The following is a 4494-nucleotide window of genomic DNA, read 5'->3' as shown; positions in this document are numbered from 1 at the left end:
GGCGGTGCCGGGACCGCCAGCGGCCCCCATGCCGTCCCGCCGGACCGGCACGCGGGGCGCCGGGCGCGGCCGGCACGCCGGCGCCCGCGGGCACCGGATACCCGCCCCGGCTCAGCGCGTGCCGCAGCCGGTACTCGTCGAGCGGCCCCGAGAAGGCGGCCCCCTGACCGTGGGTGCAACCCAGCGCCCGAAGCGCGGGGATCTGCTCCGGGCGGTCCACGCCGTCCGCGACGGAGTGCATCCCGAGGTCGCGCGCGATCCGCAGCAACCCCGCGGTGATCTTGTGCAGCCGCGGGGACTCCACGATGCCCTCCACGAGACCCCGGTCGAGCTTCAGCACGTCGAGGGGCAGCCTGCGTAAGGCATGGATGGCCGTGAACCCGCTGCCGAACGCGTCCAGCGCGATCCGCACGCCGTGCCCCCGCAGGGAGCGCAGGCGCTGCTCGAGATCGTCGAGATCCGCGCCGTGGTCCACGTCGGCCAGCTCGATCATCAGCGACCCGGAGGGCAGGCGATGGCGCGCGAGCAGCGCCTCGACGCTGTCGCCGCGCGGCGGCCGCTCCAGCAGGCGCCTCGCGGGCAGCCGGACCGCGACCGGGGCGCGCAGACCCGTGACGCGGGAGCGCTCCGCGGCCCTCTCCACCGCGTCGTCGAGGAGCCGGCGGCCGAACTCCGCCGCCTGGCCGTGATCGTGGGCGTCGGCGATCCGCAGGAACTCGGCCGGGGTGAACAGCAGGCCCTGCGGCGCGCGCCAGCGCGGCTGCGTCGTGACGGCCGCGACCCTGCCGCTGGCAAGGCTCACCACCGGCTGGTGCAGGAGCGTGAACTCGCCCTCGTGCAGCACCCCCTCGTGCGGCACCGCACGCGGCCGCCCCGCCGGCTCCGGGCCGCGCACGGCGTCCGTCCGCGGTCGTGGCGTGTACAGCTCGACGCGGTTCTTGCCCGCCGCCTTGGCGCTGTACATCGCGAGGTCGGCGTCGCGCATCAGCTCGGCGGGGTTCGTCCCGCTCTCCGCGAAGGCGACCCCGATCGAGGCGGCGACCCGCACGTCCTGTCCCTCGATGCGGTACGGCTCCGACAGCGTCAGCCGCAGCCTGCCGGCGATCTCCTTGACCAGCTCCTCGCGTGCGACACCGTCGACCCCGCCGTCGCCCGTGAGGACGAGGGCGGCGAACTCGTCGCCGCCGAGCCGCGCCACGGTGTCGCCGGCGCGGACGGAGGCCTGCAGGCGCCGTGCCGCGCGGATCAGCAGTTCGTCACCCACCTGGTGGCCGAGGCGGTCGTTGACGCCCTTGAACCCGTCCAGGTCGATGAAGAGGACGGCTGTGCCCGCGTCGCCCGCGCGGCGCCCGGCCAGCGCCTGCCCCACCCGCTGGGTGAACAGTGCCCTGTTGGGCAGGTCGGTGAGCGGGTCGTGCTCCGCGTTGTGCTGCAACTGCTCCTGGAGACGTACCCGCTCGGTCACGTCCCTGCTGTTGAAGATCAACCCGTCCTCGTGGCGGTTGACCGTCGACTCCACGTTGAGCCATGCGCCGCTGCCGGACCTGAACCGGTACTCGACGCGCGCGCTCGGCTCGGCCGCGGGCGGCGCGGCGAGGAAACGGCGCACCTCGTGGACGACACCGCCCAGGTCGGCCGGGTGGATCAGCGAGGCCAGCTCCTCGCCCTCCAGCTCCTCGGCGCCCCGGCCGTAGACGCCGGACGCCGCCGGGCTCACGTACCGCAGGACACCGGACGGGGCGGCGATCATGATGACGTCGCTCGACCCCTGGACGAGCGACCTGAAGTGGTTCTCCTTCTGGGCCAGTTCCTGGGTGAGCGCCACATGGTCGACGAGCATGATGCCCTGCCGGACGACGAGGGCGAGCACCACCGTGCAGCCCGTGAGGATGACGACCCGGTCCACCTGGTGCCCCTCGACCGCCGTGTACAGGATCCCGAGCGTGCACACGGCCGCGGCGAGGTACGGCGCGAGCGCCGCGAGGGAGCTCGCGATCCCGCGCCGCCTGCGCGCCCTGCCGCGCGCCGTACGCGGCGCCGGTTCCGGCATGTGCCGCACGCCCCACGGCGCGTACGCCAGCAGCAGGGAGCCGGCGAACCAGCCGGCGTCGAGCAACTGCCCCGAGTGGTAGCCGGCCCGCAGCAGCGGCGACGTGAACAGGCCGTCGCACAGCACGGTCAGGGCCAGCGCGCTGATGGCGGTGTTCACCGCCGTGCGACTCGCCGTGTGCCGGAAATGCAGCGCGAGGACCATGCTGACCAGCACGATGTCGAGCAGGGGATAGGCGAGGGCGAGCGCCGACTGGGCGACGCTCGGGCCGTCCACATGCGCGGTGTGGGCGAGCGCGAGGCTCCAGGACAGCGTCAGCAGCGAGCCGCCGATCAGCCAGGCGTCGAGGCCGAGGCAGATCCAGCCGGCCTTGCTGTCAGGGCGTTTGGCGAGGACGAGGAGGCCGACGATGGCCGGGGGCGCGAAGCAGAGGAAGAACAGGTCCGCGAGCGACGGGCTGGGCACGGGCTCGTGCAGCACCACCTCGTACCACCCCCAGACACCGTTGCCGCCGGCGGCCATGAACGACGAGAGGGAGAACAGCAGCCAGGCCGGCCGGAACCTGCGCTCCCGGCCGCGCGCGTAGAGGAAGCAGGAGACCGAGGCGACGAGAGCCGCGAAGCTCAGGCCGAAGTCGCCCATGATCAGTGCCAGTTCCTGGGATCCCCAGCCCATCGCGGCCCCCGTCGCATAGGCGGCGCAGACGAGGGCGAGCAGGAGCTGCCCGGCCAGACCGGCGTTGCCGGCGCCTGACACGTGGCGTCTGCCGAGGAAGACCCCCTCGGCGCTCATCGGTCCACTCCGGGACGCTTCACTGTCGCTACTTCGGTCCACCGGCCGTGCATCGCCCGTCGCCCCCTCGGATACTGATCGCTCCCCGCGCCGCCCCGCACGCGACGCAGCCCCGGACCGGGACGATACACCAGAGTCGTCACTCAGGGACATAGTCCTTCTACTCTCCGTGACGAGCTGGGGTGTTGCGGCACCGCGGGTCCTGAAAGCTGCGAAGAGTGGTCACGGAGAGGCACTCCGTGACGGGCTCACTTAGTGGTCATTACCACGTTCTGGAGCTTTTCACCCCCGGCGAACCGGGTCAGTTGTGCCGCAAGGAGGCTTTTGGCGCGCGGCTCGAAGGCGGAAGTGGAGCCTCCGACATGGGGGCTGACGAGTACGCCGGGGGCGTGCCACAGGGGGTGTCCCGCGGGCAGCGGCTCGGGGTCCGTGACGTCGAGCGCCGCGGTGATCCTGCCGCTCTCCACCTCCGCGAGCAGCGCCTTCGTGTCGACGACGGGCCCCCGGGCGACGTTGACGAGCAGGGCGCCGTGCTTCATCCGGGAGAAGAAGTCGGCGCCCGCGAGACCCCGGGTCGCGTCCGTCAGCGGGGTGGCGAGGACGACCACGTCGGCGTCCGGCAGCAGTGAGGGCAGATCGGAGAGCGCGTGGACGTGACCGCGCGCGGTTTCGCGCGCCGAGCGCGCGACGCGCACCACCCGCGCGCACTCGAAGGCGGCGAGCCGGTCCTCGATGGCCGCGCCTATGGCCCCGTAGCCGACGATCAGCACCGACCGGTCGGCGAGCGCCGGGTAGAAGCCCTGCAGCCACTCCTCACGCTCCTGCCCCTTCACGAACCCCGGGATGTTACGCAGCGAGGCGAGCGTCAGGGCGAGCGCCAGCTCCGCCGTGCTCGCCTCGTGCACCCCGCGCGCGTTGCACAGCAGCACGCCCGGGGCGAGCGATCCGAGCCCGGGCAGGACGTGGTCCACGCCGGCGGACAGCGTCTGCACGACCCGCACCGACCGCATCGCGGACAGCGGCCTGACCGCGACCTCGCCACCCTTCATGTAGGGGACGGCGTAGAAGGCGCAGTCGGCCGGGTCGGCGGGGAAGTCCTGATCCCCGTCCCAGAAGTGGTAGGTGAGGGTGTCGGGCAGTCCCTCGATCTCGTCGGTCCCGTAAGGAAGCCATACCTCTGGCGCGTCGATGCTCATGGTCAGGAGGCTATGCCACGCCGTGTCCGGCACGCGGGGCCCATCGCCACCGCCACCGCCACCGGGCCCTCAGCCCCCGGCCGTCACAGCCGTGCCGCCTTGAGCGCCATGTGCAGCAGCAGGCGGTCCTCTCCCCGCGCGAGGTCGAGGCCGGTGAGGTGCTCGATGCGGGAGAGCCGGTAGTAGAGCGTCTGGCGGTGGATGCCGAGCGCCGCGGCCGTACGTCCCGCCTGCCCCGCGTGGTCGAGGTAGCTCTCCGCGGTCGACGCCAGCTCCGCGTGCGCGGGCGCGAGCAGCGGCGCCACCGCCGGGTCGCGCCCGGGCGGCAGGTGCGTCAGCAGGCGGTACGCGCCGATGTCCGCCCACTGGGCGACCGGGCCGAGCGCGGGCCTCGCCCGTGCCGCGCGTGCCGCGCCGACCGCCTCGTGCCACGCCTCGGGAAGCTCGGCGAGCCCG

At 73.3% G+C, this 4494-nt stretch carries 3 protein-coding genes; all 3 read right to left on the bottom strand.

All coding sequences use genetic code 11. From position 1 onward, the window contains the following. Positions 1-2842, bottom strand: a 2842-nt coding sequence (locus JFN87_RS32120) for a putative bifunctional diguanylate cyclase/phosphodiesterase (protein ID WP_209345891.1), incomplete at its 3' end; no start/stop codon positions are given. A gap of 248 nt (positions 2843-3090) precedes the next feature. Next, on the bottom strand, positions 3091-4038 hold the full coding sequence (locus JFN87_RS32115) for a 2-hydroxyacid dehydrogenase (RefSeq protein WP_209345889.1): 948 nt from the start codon (positions 4036-4038) through the stop codon (positions 3091-3093). 83 nt (positions 4039-4121) lie between these two features. Further along, positions 4122-4494 (bottom strand): PucR family transcriptional regulator (locus JFN87_RS32110; RefSeq protein ID WP_209345887.1); only part of this gene is annotated, 373 nt, incomplete at its 5' end.

The organism is Streptomyces montanisoli (assembly GCF_017813245.1).
Taxonomy (GTDB): Bacteria; Actinomycetota; Actinomycetes; order Streptomycetales; family Streptomycetaceae; genus Streptomyces; species Streptomyces montanisoli.
The sequence above is the reverse complement of the archived record's forward strand: the minus strand, read 5'-3'. Positions and strand labels throughout refer to the sequence as shown.

Excerpts from the sequence above, each read along its gene's own strand:
- JFN87_RS32115 (WP_209345889.1), bottom strand. The coding sequence starts at position 4,038 with ATGAGCATCGACGCGCCAGAGGTATGGCTTCCTTACGGGACCGACGAG.